This window comes from Candidatus Viadribacter manganicus (assembly GCF_001679665.1).
GTDB classification, from domain to species: domain Bacteria; phylum Pseudomonadota; class Alphaproteobacteria; order Caulobacterales; family Aquidulcibacteraceae; genus Vitreimonas; species Vitreimonas manganica.
In genome coordinates this window covers 430,321-445,568 of record NZ_CP013244.1, presented here as the reverse complement: position 1 = coordinate 445,568, position 15,248 = coordinate 430,321, and the positions used below count along the sequence as shown (strand labels likewise).

Annotated in this window: 12 protein-coding genes and 1 pseudogene; 10 read left to right on the top strand and 3 right to left on the bottom strand. The window is 61.5% G+C overall.

Going from position 1 to position 15,248, the window contains the following annotated elements; translation table 11 throughout:
• Positions 1–39: 39 nt before the first annotated feature.
• On the top strand, positions 40–1,254 hold the full coding sequence (locus tag ATE48_RS02310) for an FAD-dependent oxidoreductase (RefSeq protein WP_066767430.1): 1,215 nt from the start codon (positions 40–42) through the stop codon (positions 1,252–1,254).
• Between the two features lie 349 nt (positions 1,255–1,603).
• On the opposite strand, the gene ATE48_RS02305 is transcribed toward ATE48_RS02310, so the two are convergent.
• On the bottom strand, positions 1,604–3,457 hold the full coding sequence (locus ATE48_RS02305; protein ID WP_066767428.1) for a hypothetical protein: 1,854 nt from the start codon (positions 3,455–3,457) through the stop codon (positions 1,604–1,606).
• Positions 3,458–3,668: 211 nt separating this feature from the next.
• On the opposite strand from ATE48_RS02305, the gene guaA reads away from it, so the two are divergent.
• The 5 genes and pseudogenes from guaA (at position 3,669) to ATE48_RS02285 (ending at position 8,139) form a co-directional block, all read left to right on the top strand.
• Complete coding sequence (gene guaA, locus ATE48_RS02300) at positions 3,669–5,264, top strand: glutamine-hydrolyzing GMP synthase (protein ID WP_066767426.1); 1,596 nt, start codon at positions 3,669–3,671, stop codon at positions 5,262–5,264.
• A 157-nt stretch (positions 5,265–5,421) separates the two neighbouring features.
• On the top strand, positions 5,422–5,895 hold the full coding sequence (locus ATE48_RS02295; protein ID WP_066767425.1) for a mobile mystery protein A: 474 nt from the start codon (positions 5,422–5,424) through the stop codon (positions 5,893–5,895).
• Entirely contained in the window at positions 5,892–6,503 is a 612-nt protein-coding gene (locus ATE48_RS02290; protein ID WP_066767419.1) for a mobile mystery protein B, read from the top strand. Before ATE48_RS02295 ends, ATE48_RS02290 begins: the two co-directional genes overlap by 4 nt.
• 122 nt (positions 6,504–6,625) lie before the next feature.
• A pseudogene (locus ATE48_RS20365) lies at positions 6,626–6,784 on the top strand (GFA family protein); the annotation flags it as partial.
• A gap of 155 nt (positions 6,785–6,939) precedes the next feature.
• Entirely contained in the window at positions 6,940–8,139 is a 1,200-nt protein-coding gene (locus ATE48_RS02285) for an acetyl-CoA C-acetyltransferase (protein WP_066767417.1), read from the top strand.
• Here ATE48_RS02285 and ATE48_RS02280 read toward each other — a convergent pair.
• Entirely contained in the window at positions 8,132–9,226 is a 1,095-nt protein-coding gene (locus ATE48_RS02280) for a CaiB/BaiF CoA transferase family protein (RefSeq protein ID WP_066767415.1), read from the bottom strand. The two genes, ATE48_RS02285 and ATE48_RS02280, sit on opposite strands and share 8 nt — an antisense overlap.
• A gap of 79 nt (positions 9,227–9,305) precedes the next feature.
• Between ATE48_RS02280 and ATE48_RS02275 the strand changes: the two genes are divergently transcribed.
• The 3 genes from ATE48_RS02275 (at position 9,306) to ATE48_RS02265 (ending at position 11,893) form a co-directional block, all read left to right on the top strand.
• Positions 9,306–9,911, top strand: a complete 606-nt coding sequence (locus ATE48_RS02275; RefSeq protein WP_066774511.1) for a DNA-3-methyladenine glycosylase I — start codon at positions 9,306–9,308, stop codon at positions 9,909–9,911.
• Between the two features lie 86 nt (positions 9,912–9,997).
• On the top strand, positions 9,998–10,960 hold the full coding sequence (locus ATE48_RS02270; RefSeq protein ID WP_066767413.1) for a winged helix-turn-helix transcriptional regulator: 963 nt from the start codon (positions 9,998–10,000) through the stop codon (positions 10,958–10,960).
• 42 nt (positions 10,961–11,002) lie between these two features.
• Positions 11,003–11,893 (top strand): SDR family NAD(P)-dependent oxidoreductase, encoded by an 891-nt coding sequence (locus ATE48_RS02265; protein ID WP_066767411.1) that lies wholly within the window; start codon positions 11,003–11,005, stop codon positions 11,891–11,893.
• A gap of 71 nt (positions 11,894–11,964) precedes the next feature.
• Here the strand turns inward: ATE48_RS02265 and ATE48_RS02260 are convergent, their stop codons facing one another.
• Entirely contained in the window at positions 11,965–14,169 is a 2,205-nt protein-coding gene (locus tag ATE48_RS02260; RefSeq protein WP_066767410.1) for a TonB-dependent receptor, read from the bottom strand.
• A 248-nt stretch (positions 14,170–14,417) separates the two neighbouring features.
• Here ATE48_RS02260 and ATE48_RS02255 point away from each other — a divergent pair, with 248 nt between their 5' ends.
• Positions 14,418–15,230, top strand: coding sequence for a DUF1295 domain-containing protein (locus ATE48_RS02255; protein ID WP_156767559.1), 813 nt, complete (start codon positions 14,418–14,420; stop codon positions 15,228–15,230).
• The last annotated feature ends 18 nt before the right edge of the window (positions 15,231–15,248 follow it).

Here is a 15,248-nt window from a genome sequence, read left to right as displayed (position 1 = left end):
GTTGCTAATATTGGCTAAGGCTAATCGGCGCGAAACCATATGAAGCGGCTTGAGATTGCTATCGCTGGATGTGGGGTCGCTGGGCTTGCGTGCGCAACTTTTTTGCGCCGTTTTGGCGCGCGCGTCGTGCTGTTCGATAAGCTCCAAACACCGCAGCCGCTGGGATCTGGGATCATTTTGCAGCCGGTTGGCTTGCGGGTGCTGGATGAGATTGGCGCCGGCGATGCGATCCGTGATCTTGGCGCGCCGATCAAGCGGCTCTCGGGGCGAGCTTCGCCGCGCGGGAACGTTGTGCTCGATGTTCGCTATGCGGCGCGCGGTGTTCATGCGCCCTGCGGATTGGGCGTGCATCGCGGAGCGCTGTTTCAGGTTTTGTACGACGCTGCTCTGACCGCGGGCGCTGAGGTTGAGAGCGGGCGCGATATCGTTGCGGCGCGAGATGGGCGGCTGATCTTCGCGGATGGAGCAGAGAGCGCTGCGTTCGACCTTATCATCGACGCGCTTGGCGTGCGCTCGCCTCTTTCCGGCGCCGCGCCGCAGCCGCTGCCGTTTGGGGCGCTGTGGGCGAGCTTGGATTGGGCGGGCAGTTTCGACGGCGCGGCGCTCGAGCAGAGATATGTGAAGGCGCGCAAGATGGTCGGCGTTATGCCGATCGGGCGTTTGAAGGGCGAGCCGCGCTCGCAAGCCGCTTTCTTCTGGAGCTTGAAGCATGCTGATCGCGCGGCGTGGCGGACAACGGCCATCGATGATTGGAAACGCGAAGTGCTGGCGCTTTGGCCGGAGACAGCGCCGCTGCTCGCACAGATTGCCTCGCACGATGATCTGGTTTTCGCGACCTACGCGCATCGTACGCGGCGCGGGGCAGTTTCGCCCGATTGCGTGCATGTCGGGGATTCTTGGCATTGTGCTTCGCCGCAGCTTGGGCAGGGCGCCAACATGGCGTTGCTTGATGCCTTGGCGCTAGCGCATGCGTTGGAGACGCAGAGCAATCTCGAAGCGGCGCTTGGTGAGTATGAGCGGCTGCGGCTCCTGCATATTCAGCTCTATCAAGTGGCTTCCTGGATGTTCACGCCGGCGTATCAGTCGGAGAGCGATGCGTTCGCGTTCGTGCGCGACTGGATCATGTCGCCGCTTTCGCGCTTGGCGCCCGCGCCGGCGATCCTAGCGGGATTGGTTGCAGGTGAGATCGGCGCGCCGCTCTCGGCAATTGGTCGTGCGCGAACGGCGCCGGCAGCGCGCGGCGATGCGGCTTAAGGCCGGGACCTCGGTTGCCGTGCGCAGGTGGAAGCCCGCCTTCACCGCTATCAGCCGGCGCAAATCGCGTCGACATATACGTAGCGTCGCACAGCGCTTCGGCGCGGCCAGCGGCGAACGCATCGAACATGATCGGGCAATGTCGAAGCCATGGTGCGCGCGCTGGGAACTAGAGAATATGAAGCGTGCAGTTCAGCATCCCACGCAGCCACTTGTTGCTCGCAGCCAAAGCGGCTTCGAACATTTAAAATATGGTTTGTGGGGCGGGCGGCAATGCGCAAGCGCGAAGTATGCGCGCGGGTTGGGAGGGGAGCATAGCTTTTTTCGACGCGGCGAGGCAGTGGCGCTCTCAGTCAGGGGTCTCTGGGTTTTGAGCGAGGATTTCTGCTGCACGTTTTCTGATTGCCTGGGCGCCATCATGTGCGGCCGCTTGTCGTATCGCCGTCCGCACCCGAAGGTTGCGCCCCGTTTCGGGCTCAAGTGCGTCCAGGGCGATCCTTCGCGCGTTCGCGTAGGACTCGCGATACTCGCCCACCATGGCCTCGATCAGGCGTTCAGTGCGTTCAATCGAGTGTTGTTGATCCAGGGCGATCATCTTCACGATGCGAGCACGGACCTCGGCCATTGACCGCTTGGCAAGCAGGCGACGTCTAGCGAGCGCCAGTTGGTAAATATTTCTCGCAACGCCGCCATTTTCGATCTCGTTCAGAATTTCTCTGACGTCGTCCGGTTTGGTTTCTTTGTCCGCGGCGCTCCCGCTGAGGCGATGGTGCGGATCATTCCCAACGCCGTCTCGTTCCAAAAGGAAGTCCGCCGCGCGGCAAATGCGCGTGTCTGCACTAACGGACAACTCAACGAGTCTGTTGGCGTCGTAGTGTGGAAAATCGTCGAACTTCTCGCCGTTCCGCTCCCAGTCACCGGTGGGACCGCGTCGAACAAGGCCGCGCAGAGCCTCAGGCTCGACGAAGGGGTCAAGACGTTTGATTGCGCGCTTGCGATAGAAGAGGTCGCGCTGCTGGGCATCGCGACTGGCAGATGTGATCGCCTGCAACAGGGCAGCAAGGAACACCAGGTCAATGAGAACGCGGGTTGCAAATACCGCGTGTAACGCGAAGGGTTCAACCGCTTCGACCGGCGCCTCGCCCTCGACGTGGTACACTTCGGCCCAATCGACAAATGGGACTGCCTTCGCCAACTCCGTGCCGTAAAATGAGATCCACATCGCGAGTGAATGCACATCGGCGTCCTTGCTCAGGGTGAAAAGCGCAACTTCATTCGCTTCGGCCCATAACTGGCCTTGGCGCAGTGCAAGTGGGACCAGCAAGAACATGGAGAGAAACACAATGAGCGCCTCGTCTCTGAGATTTTGAGCGAAGCCAACTCGAATGTGTTGCTGAGAGAGCGTAGGATTCAGCATAGCGAGTTCGCGATCTCCTTCGATCCATGCCCAGCGACGCGACACAGAGAATGCGATGACGAAGCCCCAAACAATTGGGACAAATGCCCAGGGAGCGGGCCAATAATAGCCCAGTGCCGCGCAGGCAGAGATCGCTGCGAGTAGGATGACGTAACGCAAAAAGAAGTTGTCGCGATTGGTGCCGACAGAGTTCGACACAGCAAACACAAGAATCCCATCGAGCGCGCTCAGCATGCCACCGACGAATTCGATCGGCGCATTGAGCACTGATGAGACGCGCGTCAACCCCTTCTCAAGTCCAAGAAGGCGCGCGGCGCGAGGAAAAAGGGGCGCCGCCGCTACGCTTACGAATGCGATCGTCAATCCGATCACGATCCAGGTTCCCCATTCGGCATGAATCCGGCGGTTCGCATCATCGCTGCCGGCGGCCCACCAGACGAGCCACGCGATCAGCGCCATAACGGATAGAAGTAGGATCGCGCTCCAGCCGCTTACGTGTTCATATTTGGGCTCCGCTCCGTTCTTCGCCGGCAGCTGGCCGTCTGCGATGGCGCGTCTCCAGCACATCATTACTGGACTCAATGCAGCCATCGCGAACGTGACGTATTGTAGGATCAGCTGCGTTCGGGAATTGATGTAGGGGTCGAGCCGCTCTGAGTAGATTGCCGCAGCTGTGACCGCGACAAATGCGAAAGCGCTGAACGCGCATGCAACCAGTGTCCAATCAACGGTGAACTGTGAATTTTGCCGGTCACGCGGATCGATCTCCGAAGCTAACGAAACCATGCTTGTCCCCCGTAGCGGTGATTGGACATTAACGTTCCGAAACAATCCGACAATCAGGCGCGGGTGTGCGATTGCGCACGCGCGCTGGAGGGCATTGCGAATGGATCGCAAGAGACGTGGCGGGCCTCAGCCGCTTTCCGTAGGTCCAAATGATCGGGCCGTATGCATTTGTGCGAATTGACGGGCCGCGCGGCGCACTCCATTTCAGGCCATGGATAAGAGCAAAGCGCCCAGCGCACCTACTGCCTCCGCCGCCCACCACGAACGCGTCCTGATCATCGACTTCGGCTCGCAAGTGACGCAGCTGATCGCCAGACGCGTGCGCGAAAACGGCGTCTATTGCGAAATTCATCCGTTCAACAAAGTCGACGGCGCGCTGCTGAAGAGCTTCGCACCGAAGGCGATTATCTTTTCGGGTGGTCCGGCGAGCGTGATGGAGGGCCAGAGCCCGCGGGCGCCCGAAGAAGCGTTCAAGATGGACGTGCCTATCCTTGCGATTTGCTACGGCCAGCAAACGATGCAGGTGCAGCTTGGCGGCGTTGTCGAAGGTGGGCACGCGCGTGAGTTCGGACGCGCCGATGTCGAGATCAAAAAAGCATCGCCGTTGTTCGAGGGGGTTTGGGGGGTTGGCGGGCGCTATCCGGTTTGGATGAGCCACGGCGACCGTGTGACGAAGCTCGCGAGCGGCTTTGAAGTGGTGGCGACGAGCGAGAACGCGCCGTTCGCGATCGCTGTCGATGAGAAGCGCCGCTATTACACGACGATGTTCCATCCCGAAGTAGTGCACACGCCCGATGGCGCGAAGCTCTTGAAAAACTTCACGCACAAAATCGCCGGCATGAAGGGCGATTGGTCGATGAAGGCGTTCAAAGAAGAGGCGATCGCGCGCATCCGAGCGCAAGTCGGCGAAGGCAAAGTGATTTGCGGACTTTCGGGCGGCGTCGATTCAAGCGTCGCGGCGGTGCTGATCCACGAAGCGATCGGCGATCAGTTGACGTGCGTTTATGTCGACCACGGGCTGATGCGCCTCGGCGAGAGCGAGCAGGTGGTGAAGCTCTTCCGCGATCACTATCACATTCCGCTCATCCACGCTGAAGAGAGCGAGCTCTTCTTGTCGGCGCTGGCGGGTGTTTCCGATCCGGAAGTGAAGCGCAAAACCATCGGCAAACTTTTCATCGATGTGTTCGACGCCAAGGCGGCAACGGTCGGCGGCGCAGAATTTTTGGCGCAAGGCACGCTCTATCCCGACGTGATTGAATCGACGTCGGCGACGGGCGGGCCCTCGGTGACGATCAAGTCGCACCACAATGTCGGTGGCTTGCCGGATGATATGAAACTGAAGCTGGTCGAGCCGCTGCGCGACCTCTTCAAGGATGAAGTGCGCGCGCTGGGACGCGAGCTTGGTTTGCCGGATGCGTTCGTGGGGCGCCATCCCTTCCCGGGGCCGGGGCTTGCGATCCGCGTGCCGGGCGAGATCACGCGCGAGAAACTCGACACGCTTCGTCAGGCCGATGCGATCTATCTGGAAGAGATCCGCAAGGCAGGGCTCTACGATCAGATCTGGCAGGCGTTCGCGGTGTTGCTGCCGGTGAAGACGGTCGGCGTCATGGGCGATCACCGCACGTATGAGAGCGTGTGTGCGCTGCGGGCGGTGACGAGCACGGACGGGATGACGGCGGATTTCTTCCCGTACTCGATGGATTTCCTCGGCCGCACGGCGACGCGGATCATCAACGAAGTGCGCGGTGTGAACCGGGTTGTCTACGACGTGACATCGAAGCCGCCTGGCACGATCGAGTGGGAATGATTCAGGAGGGTTCGGCGTCTTTAGCCGACATGTCGGCGGTTATCTGAAGTAGGTGGAAATAGATGATTTACCGATCGCGCCGTTAGAATACAGGTATTCTATTGAAACGAAAGGTAAAGAATATATATGTTATGCCTTGACCAAAGGTCTAACACATATGCGTTCTGTCGTTTCCCCGGTGGGCCTTGCCCGCAAGCAACTTGAACGGCGTCTTGCCCCCTTGCGCAAGATGCCTGAATTCGCGCGCCCCGCACGCGGCTGGATTAAGGCTATGCGGGAAGCCCTTGGCATGACTGCTACCCAGCTCGGCGGGCGGATCGGCGTCAGCCAGTCCCGCATCGCCCGGATCGAAAAGGACGAGGCCGAAGACGCCGTCACGCTCGCCACATTGCGGCGCGTGGCCGAAGGGCTCGACTGCACCCTGGTTTATGCGTTGGTGCCGAATGAACCGCTGGACGAAATGCTGAAGGCGCGCGCGCGCGCGCAAGCCGATGCGCAGCTCAAGCGCACGCATCATTCCATGCGGCTTGAGAACCAGGCGCTCGACAAGCGCGACCTCGAAGCCGAGCGCGAACGCCTCGCCATGGAAATCCTCGTCGGCGATCCGCGCCGCTTATGGGATGCGCCATGAGCGATGATCCCCAAAACGAACCATTGTTCGATGGCGATGACGAAGCCAATACGCCTTTGGCGCCAGAGGAGCGTGATGGGCTCATTCCGAGCTACATCACGCTCCGGCGCGAATTGAACGAAGCCGAGCAGGTCAATATCGACAAAGGCGACCGCTGGGCTTTCAACCCGCGCGCCCGACACGACGTGCTCACCGAGGATTTCATCCGCGCGCTGCATAAGCGCATGTATGGCGATGTCTGGCGCTGGGCCGGAGACTTCCGGGCCACGGCGCGTAATATCGGCGTCGAAGCTTGGAAGATCGGACCCGATTTCCGTGTGCTGCTCGACGACACAAAATTCTGGATCGAGCGCCAGACTTATCCGCCCGATGAAATTGCAATCCGCTTCCATCATCGGCTTGTGGCGATCCACCCGTTTCCCAATGGCAACGGCCGCTGCTCACGCCTCGCCGCCGACCTCCTCATCCAGAAGCTCGGCCAGCCCCGCTTCACCTGGGGCAGCGCCAATCTCGTCGCCATCGCCGAAACCCGCCGCGCCTATGTCGCGGCGCTCCAGGCAGCGGATCGCGGTGATATCGGGCCGTTGTTGGCGTTCGCGAGGAGCTAACTGTGCTTCACGGCGCTTGCTGTCCTGACTCCGCTGACTCTGCATTGATGAATGTCGCTGCCGGTGCGCGAACGCACGGCGTCCGAAGCCGAGATGCAGCAACGAAGAGGGTCGCTCGTCGTGAAATTGAGGTTCATCTCGGCACACTGGATGCGCCCAATCAGTTTCGCCCCACCTACGAATGTTGGGTCTCGCGCAGAGAGGCTTGGCTCCCTGAATTTCGTTCGATGGTATTGCACAGATTCGAGCGCGTGGATGCCGATGGGGTGGCCAGCGATTAGCTTGGCAATGTGTTGCGAATGTTGCGACATCTTAGGTCGATGTCGATCCGACATAACCAGGAAACGTCCCGATTGTCAGCGAAGTCCGCTCGGAATAGGGAAAATTGGTTCGTTGATCAGGATCGAGTGGGAATAGTGGCGTCGGAGGAGATCACATGCGTAGGGCCGCGATTGTAAGTCCGTTGCGTACGCCGGTGGGCAAATTTCAGGGCGCGCTGGCGGCGATGCCTGCCGGCGAGATTGCTGCGGTCGTGTTGCGCGCGTTAGTGGAGCGAACCGGCATCGATGCCGGGCGCATCGACGATGTCGTGTTCGCACAGGGATATGCGAACGGCGAAGCGCCATGCGTGGCGCGCTGGGCGGCGCTGGCGGCGGATCTGCCACTGAGCGTGCCGGGTTATCAATTGGATCGGCGGTGTGGTTCGGGCCTGCAATCGGTGATCGACGCGGCGATGATGGTGCAAACGGGCGCCGCCGATGTCGTGATCGCGGGTGGCGTCGAGAGCATGAGCAACGTCGAGCATTACTCGACGGAGATGCGTAACGGCGTGCGGATGGGACCGGGCGTTATGTATGACCGGCTCTCGCGCGGCCGCGTGATGTCGCAACCGATTGCGCGCTTTGGCGTGATCAGCGGCATGATCGAGACGGCGGAAAACCTCGCGAAGGACTACGCGATCACGCGCGAACAGGCCGACGAGTACGCAGTGATGAGCCACAAGCGCGCGACGCAGGCTTGGGCGGACAATAAGTTCGCCGATGAGCTTGTGCCTGTGCCTGTTCCGCAAAAGCGTGGCGATGCGGTGCTGTTCGCGCAGGATGAGGGCTTTCGCCCGGATGCGTCGATGGAGACGCTCGGCGCCCTTCGGCCGATTGAGAAGGGCGGCGTTGTCACCGCGGGCAATGCCAGCCAGCAGAACGACGCGGCGGCGGCGTGTCTGGTGGTTGCGGAAGATAAGTTGAAAGAATTGAAGCTGGAGCCGATGGCCTGGTTTCACTCTTGGGCTGCCGCGGGCTGCGATCCCTCGCGCATGGGCATCGGGCCGGCGCCGGCGGTGGAGCGCTTGTTCAAACGCACAGGGCTGGGTTGGAGGGATATCGATCTTATCGAACTCAATGAGGCGTTCGCGCCGCAAGTGCTTGCGGTGCTGAAGGCCTGGGGCTGGGACGATCGCGACAAGCTCAACGTCAATGGCTCGGGCATTTCGTTGGGGCATCCGATCGGCGCGACCGGTGGGCGCATCCTTGCGAATCTCGTGCGTGAGTTGCATCGGCGCGATGGCCGTTATGGTCTGGAGACGATGTGCATCGGCGGCGGTCAAGGGCTCGCGGCGATCTTCGAACGCGCTAACTGACGCCCCAGCGCTTTAGGGCGTCTCTTCCGCCTTCGCCTGGCTTTGCCATCGCGCCTTGAATGGCGCCGGGCGTGCGTGAGAGGCGTGGGGCTGGCGCTGGCTGTGGCGCGCCATCTACGTCAATGAACACTTGGCGCGCTGTTAGGTGCGGATCGGTGAATGCCGCTTCCATCGACAACACGGCGTTGATGCAGGCATCGAGCGGCGCGAGTTGGTGGAGCCAATCTTCAAGCGGGCGTGTCGCGAACTTCTTTTCGAGTGCGGCGCACATCTGTGGCCAGTGGCCCGGATCGCGCTGCTTGTGGTGCGCGAACGCTTGCAGCTCCATGGCCTCGATGAAGCGCGTGTAGAACTGCGGCTCGATGGCGCCGATGGCGATGTAGCGGCCGTCGGCGCAGCGATAGGTTCGGTAAAAGGGCGCGCCGCCTGAGAGTATGTTGGCGTTCGGCTCTCGCGCGAGTGAGCCTGTGCGCGTAGCGCCGACCATCATCCCCATAAGTGATGCGGCGCCGTCGATGATAGCGGCGTCAATGATCTGGCCTTGGTCAGAGCGGGTGCGTTCATAGAGCGCCGAGACGATGCCGAACGCGAGGTACAAAGCACCGCCTCCGAAATCGGCGAGAAGATTGAGCGGTGCGCGCGGTGGTGAAACGCCATCGCCGATGGCGTCGAGCGCGCCGGTCATGGCGAGGTAGTTGATGTCGTGTCCGGCTTCTTGCGCGCGCGGACCTGTTTGGCCGTAGCCGGTCATGCGCGCGTAGATGAGCGCCGGATTGGCGGCCATCAGCGGTGCGGGGCCAAGGCCGAGCCGCTCCATGACGCCTGGGCGATTGCCTTCGATAAGAACGTCGGCGCTGGCCGCGGCGCGCGCGGCGAAGGTTTGATCCTGCTGTTGCTTCAAGTCGAGCACCAGCGATGGGCGCCCGCGCTGGAGAACGGCGTTCGGCCCGGTTCCGGCGACACCGCTTGGCCTATCAATGCGGATGACGTCGGCGCCCATGTCCGAAAGCAGCATGGCGCAGAACGGGCCTGGGCCGATGCTCGCAAACTCGAGCACGCGCACGCCGGCCAATGGTCCCGAACTCATGTTGACGCTCCTTTGGGTTTATCTACGAGGACGCTGGCGATCGCGCTACTGATGGGAGCGCGTGCTGATGGGGCTTGAGATGGCGGCGAAGAAGGCGAGCAAGGCGGATTTGCCTCGGTGCAAATGGCCGGGAAGCGATCCGCTCTATCTTGCGTATCACGATCACGAATGGGGCGTGCCGCTACGCGATGGCCGGGCGCTGTTCGAGATGTTGCAGCTTGAGGGCGCGCAAGCTGGGCTGTCGTGGATCACGATCCTGCGCAAACGTGAGAATTATCGCCGCGCATTCGACGGCTTCGATCCTGTCAAAATCGCGCGCTACACGCCGGCGAAGATCGAGAAGCTAATGGCCGACGAAGGCATCGTGCGAAACCGGCTAAAAATCGAAGGCGTGGTGAGTTCAGCGAAAGCCTATCTTGCGATGGAGAAAGAGGGGCTGGGCTTTTCGGAATTTCTCTGGGACTTCGTGGATGGAGAGCCGATACTCAACCGGTTGAAGCCTGGTGGCCCGATTCCGGCGGAGACCGATATATCGCAGGCGATGTCAAAGGCGCTGAAGAAGCGTGGCTTCAAGTTCGTGGGGCCAACGATTATTTATGCGTTCATGCAGGCGGTTGGGATGGTCAACGACCACCTCGTGACCTGCTACCGCCACCCCGAATTCAAGAAGCACGCGAAGGGCTAGGTTGTGACTCGCTTGGCGACGATGCGGCAGGGGCGGTTGTGAGGCCTTGTTTCAGGCTGACGCGGCGTTAGAATCTGCCCTAGCCCATGGAAGAAAACGCCAAGCTCATACGCACGTGCTCGATTTGGCGGGCATTGGAGGTTGTCGGCGACACCTCGACGATCCTCATTCTTGAGGCGAGCTGGCTGGGCGCGCGCAAGTTCGACCAATTTCGTGCGCGCACGGGACTTCGCCAATCTTTGCTAAGCGACCGCCTGAAGCGGTTGGTCGCCGCAGAGGTGATGGTGAAGGTGCAGTACTCCTCGGCCCCGCCGCGGTTTGAGTATCGGATGACCCGCAAGGGCCAGGATCTTTATTGGTCCTCTTTGATGATGCTGCGCTGGGAGCGGCGCTGGGCAGAATCTGACGCCAAGTGCGTCGTCGAACTCACGCACAAGAAATGCGGCAAGCAGTTCGATCCGACCCCGACATGCACGGCGTGCGGCGACGAGATCAATGCGCGTGACATGTCATGGAGTCCGGGGCCAGGCGTTGGTTGGATGTCGGCGCAGTACAGCCGCCGCCGACAACATCGTGACTCACCGAGCGACCGTCCGCCGTCATCGACGTTGATGGACGAGGTCGCGCAGATCATGGGCGACCGCTGGGCAGGATTGGTGCTGCGCGCGCTGTTCACTGGTTTGCGCAAGTTCGACGAAATCTTGAGCGATTCCGGGATGGCGACGAACATCCTGTCGGAGCGCCTGCAGTGGCTGATCAGCAAGGGCATGATCCGCACGCACGAATATAGCAGCGTGCCAAAGCGTCATGAGTATCGCCTGACGGGCAAGGGCATCGATTATTACCCGGTGCTGCTGATGCTGATGCAGTGGGGCGATAAATATTACGTTGCTCCGGAAGGACCGCCGCTCTTGCTCCGTCACAAGCGCGATGCGCACGATTTGCGCGCCATTGCCGCGTGCTCTGAGTGCGGCGGTGAAGTGCGGCCACAGGACGTCGAGTTCAAAGTCATCGAACCGGCGCGCGCGGCGATCGCAAACAGCGCATAAACGTTGCTTGTGTAAGCGGAGTGACGGCTTTAGCCTCTCCGCATGAGTGCTTCAGCAAAATCAGAGGCGCGCGTCGTGGTGATCACAGGCGCGGGAAAAGGCTTGGGGCGCGCGTTCGCGTTGCACGCGGCAGTGAGCGGCGCGCGCGTGGTGGTGAACAATCGCCGCCGCAATGGCGAACCAAGTTCCGCCGATGCGGTGGTTGCTGAGATCAAGGCTGCAGGTGGTGATGCGGTCGCCGACGATCACGATGTTCGCGATGCGGGGGCTGCGCAGGCAATGACGCATATGGCGTTGGCGGCTTGGGGCCGGCTCGACGCGATCGTACTCAACGCCGGTGTAAACGGGCCCGCGGCACGCTTTTCAAACCAGACCGAAGATGCGTTTCGAGATGTGCTTGAGACGAATTTCTTCGCCAATCTCGCCATCCTGCAAGCGGCGTTGCCGCATGTCATCGCTTCTGGCGCGGGGCGTGTGGTGCTTGTTGGTTCTTCTGCAGGACTTTACGGCGTGCGCGGGCGCGCCCCGTATGCGGTTTCCAAGGGCGCTTTGATTGGCTTGGGACTGACGCTTTCACATGAGCTGCGCCGCGATGGCGTCGGCGTAAACGTGCTCGCGCCCTACGCGGCGACGCAGATGACAGCTGAAACGATGTCGGCGCAGCCACAGATCGGTGCACGCATGACGCCCGAAGCCGTGGCGCCGCTGGCGACATGGCTGGCGAGTGCTGAATGTGACGCCAACGGCGAGATCTGGGTGGCGGGCGGCGGCTATGTTCGGCGCGCGCGAATGATGGAAGGGGACGGCGCCGTGTTCGCGGCGCTGAGTGATGTGCCAGCGGCGCTTGAAGCGGGCCGAGCTATGCAAGGCGCGACGGGCTTTGCAGGCGCTGAAGCTTCATTCGCGGACTTCGCGGCCAAGGGCGCTCGCTGAACCCACAAAGAAAAGCGGGCGCTCCCTGAGAAGCGCCCGCAAGTCGTTGCGAGGAGAGAACACGTCGCGTCTTAGAAGCGTTGCGTGAGTGACACGCCGAACTCCTGTGGCGGTCCGAACACTGAGAAGCCGATGCCGACGTTCTTGATGACGTGCAGGCGATAGTCTTCGTCGGTGAGGTTCTTGCCGTAGACGGCGACCGTGAGCCCGCTTGGCGATTCCCATGAGGCGAACGCGCCGAGGAGGCCGTGCGCATCTTCGAGAACTTCCGGGTTGTTCGACGGGTCGAAGTAGAATTCGTCCGCCCATTGATAGTTGACGCGCGCCGCGAACGCTCCGCCCCAGAGATCCCATTCGCCATCGACGAATGCGTTATACTGGTGTTCTGGCGAGCGTGGCAGCGTGTGGCCGTCATAGAGCAACGTGCCGACCGTTGACGTCGCGTTCGAGGTGTATTGGGCTTGCAGGCGCGTATACGAGCCGCCGATCGTGATGTTCTCGTTCAGAGCGAACGCGGTCTCGATTTCGATGCCCGACGATTGTGCGTCTGCGTTCGAGGTCGCGAGGTTGAGGCCGAGAAGTTCGTAGACCTGCAGATCGCTGTAATCGAGCAGGAAGGCTTCTGCGTTGAACCGGAAACGTCCGTCCATCCAGGTCGTCTTCATGCCGACGGCGTAGTTGTCGAGGATTTCGCTGCGGATCGGCGTGCCTGCCTGCAGTGCGTTTTGCGCACCGCTGACGAACGAGCCGGCTTTGTAGCCGCGATCGTAGCTGACGTAGAAGCGGGCCTGATCGACCGGCTCAACCGAAAGCGCGAGACGCCAGGTCGGCTCTTCGAAGCTTTCGTCCGCCGTGACATTATATGGCGAACCCGTCGGGCCGAGCGGAATGCCGACCGGCGGGAGGCCGCCGACGTCGTTGTCGAGCGCGATCTGGTGGATCTCGCGATCGTCGTGCGTCCAGCGAACGCCGGCCGTGAACTCGAACACCTCAGCGAACGGAATGGTCATCTGACCGAACGCTGCGTAGCTGGTGTTGGTCGCGTCTTGGAGGAACGAGGTGTCGCCGCCGAAGCTAGGCGGCGCGATCGGCAGTGCGGCCTGGACGATGAAACGTTCATCGCGCTCGACGTTTTCCTGCATGAAGTAGACGCCTGCAACCCAATTGATCGCCGACGAATCCGGCGAGACGATTCGGAATTCTTGGCTGATCTGATCGGACGCTTCCGACGCGCGGTCATCGACGGCGAGCGGGAACCCCGGGAACGGCAAGCCGCCGAGGTTGTCGCGCCACGAATAGTCGTTGTTGCGATAGGAGGTCAGCGACACGAAGTTGAAGGCTTGGCCTTCGCGCTCGGCGCGGAAGGTGACACCGTAGTTCTCACGTTGCTGGTAATTGTCCGGCGACGAGAAGCTCTGACGAATATCGAGGCCAGTGCGCAGGCCGTTGATCAGCGCCGTGAAGCCAGGGTTCGTGGCGGCGGTCGTCACCGGGATCCGCGCGTGCCCGTCCATATCTTCGTTTGAGTAGTCGATGCCCGCGAGGAACGACCAATCGCCTGCCTCCGTGAGCAGTTGCGCGCGTGCGCCCCATTGCGTGCCGCCTTCGAGGCTTTGGCCGGTCGGCGCGTATTCGGCGTAGCCGTCATTGGTGCTGTATTGCGCGGCAAAGCGAGCGGCGGAGTTTTCGCCGAGGCCGAGATTGAAGACGCCTTCGGCGCCGTACATGTCGAAGCTGCCGGCGCGCACGCTGAGGTGACCGCCTGTGTCGAACGTCGGGGCGTTGGTGTAGACGTTGAGCGCGCCGCCTGAAGCGTTGCGGCCGTAGAGCGTGCCTTGCGGGCCGCGCAGAATTTCAACGCGATTGACATCGAGGAAGGCGAGGGAGCTGGCGCCCGCGCGGCCGATCGAGACTTCGTCGATTGATATGCCGATCGAAGGATCGCTTGCGGCGGAGTCGCTCGTGGTGCCGACGCCGCGGATGTAAAGCTGTGGTTCGCCAATGTTGAATTGCGTGAGCGTGACGCCCGGCGCGCGGCTGGCGACATCCTGGATGCCGACGGCTGCAGTGCGCTCAAGGTCTTCTTGTGTGAACGCAGTGATCGCGATCGGAACGTCCTGCAGGCTTTCTTCGCGGCGCTGCGCGGTGATGACGATTTCCTCGAGCGATGCGCCGTCTTGGTCTTGCGCGAATGCCGGCGCCGCGCCGATCGACGTCGCGGCGGCGATCACTGCGAGCGAAGCGCCGAAAATACTGAGCCTCTTATGTGTGGCCACGAGTGCCTCCCCTCCTAGGTGTTGTTGTTGTTCCAAGGCTTGCAATAGAAGACTGACCATGTAAATCCATTTATGCAAGCAAAGGTGATGTGAGGCTCCGAGTGGTGCATTTAGGAACCAGTTGGATCGGACCCGTTGCCATCGGCTGGGGCGTGCTGGCCCTGATTTGGTTGACATTTGCTCGGCGCGAGCCCCGGGGGCGGAGCTGGCACATCGTCTTGGCATTGGCGCCGCTGGTGGCGTTTTCAATGGCCATTTGGGGTCCAGAACAGGTCGCAGCGGCTACCCAGGTTTGGCTATTGATGGGCGGCGGCGTCCTTGGAGCTGTTGCGATTGCATGGCTCTGGGGTACGGCGGCGCGCAATCACGGCGTGATGGATATCGTCTATTCGCTCTCGGCTTTCGCAGGCGCTCTGGTAGGCGCATGGGCGGTTGGATTTGATCCTTGGATCCTGGCGGCATTGGCGCCGATCGCGATATGGTCGGTGCGTCTTGCGGTGCAGACGTTCGGACATAACATCGGCTCCGAGCGCCAACCTTACGCATCGTGGCGCAAGAGATTTGGCGCGAAATGGCTGTGGTGGAGCGGTTTTCAGATACATTTGTTGCAGGGCGTGACCGTCTGGTTGTGGTGTGCGCCGTTGGCGTTTGCATTTGTAGCGCCGGCGCCGGCGCCGTTGTGGCCGCTCGTGCTTGGCGGCGCGATCTGGTCGGCCGGGTTCATTCTTCAAAGCACTGCCGATCGCCAGCTTGCGGCCTTCAAGGCTGAACCAAGCAATCGCGGCAAACTGCTCGACACCGGCGTTTGGAGTTTTGTCCGCCACCCGAATTATTTGGGTGAGGCCGTCATGTGGTGGGGATTTTCGGCGTTTGCATTGGCCCATCCTTGGGGTTGGCTCACGGTGTTTGCCCCGCTCTACGCCACCTGGTTCATGGGCTACGCGTCGGCTGCGCCATATAAGGAGCGGCACATGGCCAAGACGCGACCTGAGGCCTGGGCGGCCTATGTGGCGCGCACGCCGCGATTTGTGCCGTGGCCGATATCGAAGGCGGGCCCCTAGAGTGCCCGAAACCCTTGC

What these genes read in the sequence shown, in the direction of transcription:
- ATE48_RS02310 (WP_066767430.1), top strand. Translation starts at nt 40, where the DNA reads ATGAAGCGGCTTGAGATTGCTATCGCTGGATGTGGGGTCGCTGGGCTT.
- ATE48_RS02305 (WP_066767428.1), bottom strand. Translation starts at nt 3,457, where the DNA reads ATGGTTTCGTTAGCTTCGGAGATCGATCCGCGTGACCGGCAAAATTCA.
- guaA (WP_066767426.1), top strand. Translation starts at nt 3,669, where the DNA reads ATGGATAAGAGCAAAGCGCCCAGCGCACCTACTGCCTCCGCCGCCCAC.
- ATE48_RS02295 (WP_066767425.1), top strand. Translation starts at nt 5,422, where the DNA reads ATGCGTTCTGTCGTTTCCCCGGTGGGCCTTGCCCGCAAGCAACTTGAA.
- ATE48_RS02290 (WP_066767419.1), top strand. Translation starts at nt 5,892, where the DNA reads ATGAGCGATGATCCCCAAAACGAACCATTGTTCGATGGCGATGACGAA.
- ATE48_RS02285 (WP_066767417.1), top strand. Translation starts at nt 6,940, where the DNA reads ATGCGTAGGGCCGCGATTGTAAGTCCGTTGCGTACGCCGGTGGGCAAA.
- ATE48_RS02280 (WP_066767415.1), bottom strand. Translation starts at nt 9,226, where the DNA reads ATGAGTTCGGGACCATTGGCCGGCGTGCGCGTGCTCGAGTTTGCGAGC.
- ATE48_RS02275 (WP_066774511.1), top strand. Translation starts at nt 9,306, where the DNA reads ATGGCGGCGAAGAAGGCGAGCAAGGCGGATTTGCCTCGGTGCAAATGG.
- ATE48_RS02270 (WP_066767413.1), top strand. Translation starts at nt 9,998, where the DNA reads ATGGAAGAAAACGCCAAGCTCATACGCACGTGCTCGATTTGGCGGGCA.
- ATE48_RS02265 (WP_066767411.1), top strand. Translation starts at nt 11,003, where the DNA reads ATGAGTGCTTCAGCAAAATCAGAGGCGCGCGTCGTGGTGATCACAGGC.
- ATE48_RS02255 (WP_156767559.1), top strand. Translation starts at nt 14,418, where the DNA reads ATGGCCATTTGGGGTCCAGAACAGGTCGCAGCGGCTACCCAGGTTTGG.